The 1,617-nt window shown below is 43.5% G+C and carries 1 protein-coding gene and 1 pseudogene; both read right to left on the reverse strand.

What is annotated here, in order from left to right; genetic code table 11:
* Positions 1 to 809 (reverse strand): annotated as a pseudogene (locus tag QVP90_RS17235) (ATP-binding protein); the annotation flags it as partial.
* Positions 810 to 1,093: 284 nt separating this feature from the next.
* Positions 1,094 to 1,617: AAA family ATPase (locus QVP90_RS19930; protein ID WP_021937110.1), on the reverse strand; the 524-nt coding region annotated here is incomplete at its 5' end.

Genomic DNA, 1,617 nt, shown 5'->3' on the forward strand with positions numbered 1-1,617 from the left:
AGATTAGCTTTGCGAAGAAGTTCGGCTGTCAGTTGTTTACTATTCTCTTGGGTTGTCCATTTGCATTCGCCAACCAACAGATATTTTTTATCGAGCGATTCTGCCATCACATCAAATTCGACTTGTTCCGGCTTCTTGTCCTCATTGAGAACAGAACCCCACCAGCGTTTTGCCTTGCCATAAATCACTCCATTGACAATATTTCCTGTAACCGCATCCCGGCACAGTTTTTCCCATTGCATACTCACATACTCTGAGAAATGGGCGTTCAAAGCCTGTTCTATTGGCAAACGACGATCAAGTTCGATGAACGAACGATTAGGAACAACAAACTGATAGTAGAATGCCATAAACGGATCGGCTATCTTATAGAGGCTCTTTTTTGCATTCTTTTCATCAACCCCGAACGGAACATCTTTTTCCAAGAATCCGAGATCGACGAGTTTCTTCAATGGACGCGACAGATTGGTTGCAGGTTCGTTGCATCGTGCGGCAATCTCGGAAAGCCGGTTTGCACCGGTACCGATATAAGACATTATCGTCGAAGTCTTGACAATATCCTTGACATCATCCTGAAAGAGTTTTACCGGCTCCTCGTAAAGTGTTCCATTCACAGAAAGGATATTGTGCCATAAGGCATCAGCAAGTGGATAGTAGAACGCCATAAACGGATCGGCTATCTTGTAAAGACTCTTTTTCGCATTCTTTTCATCAATCCCAAACGGAACATCTTTCTCCAAAAATCCGAGATCAATAAGTTTCTTCAATGGACGCGACAGGTTGGTTGCAGGCTCATTGCATCTTGCGGCAATCTCAGAAAGCCGATTTGCGCCAGTACCGATATAAGACATTATCGTCGAAGTCTTAACAATATCCTTTACATCGTCCTGAAACAATTTTATCGGTTCTTCGTAAAGAGTCCCATTTACAGAAAGGATATTGCGCCACAGGGCATCATCAAGCGAACTTCTATTTTCCCTCAATTCCCAATAACGCGGTACACCGCCCCATACGGCATACTCTTCAATGGCACTCATCGCATCAAGGTTCAAAGCCTCTTGAATATACGGCAAACGTATCGGTGCAAGCCTCATTATTTCATCAGCACGCCCATATAGAGGTGCAGTAGAATCAAGGAATCATCAGCACGACCATAGAGAGGCGCAGTAGAATCAAGGAACAGTCCATACATCATATTTTGTGATGAACCGCAAAGCACAAGGTTATACTTCAACAGCTTCTCATCAACAAGTTTCTGCAATACAGACGGCAGCTCTGGTGATTGCTCTACGAGATACGGAAATTCATCCAAACATAGAGTAAAACGCTTGTCTGTTCGATAATTGACCGCACGAAATATAGATTCCCAATCTGGATATGTCAATTTGTCGAAATCTGAGAACACCTGTGCTATCACTTTTGCAAGCAATATCCGTTGGTGTTGGCCTTCAGAACGATCGGCAAGGAAATAAACATCCGTATCCGACAACACCCTTTTGATAAGCGTTGACTTACCCAACCGTCTGCGACCGTACATCACGACTAACGAGGACTTCTCTCTTGCAAGAGCATCCTTTAATCGTGCAGCTTCATCTATTCTATCAACGAATTTCATAT

The organism is Bacteroides sp. CAG:189 (assembly GCF_000432295.1).
GTDB classification, from domain to species: domain Bacteria; phylum Bacteroidota; class Bacteroidia; order Bacteroidales; family Bacteroidaceae; genus Bacteroides; species Bacteroides salyersiae.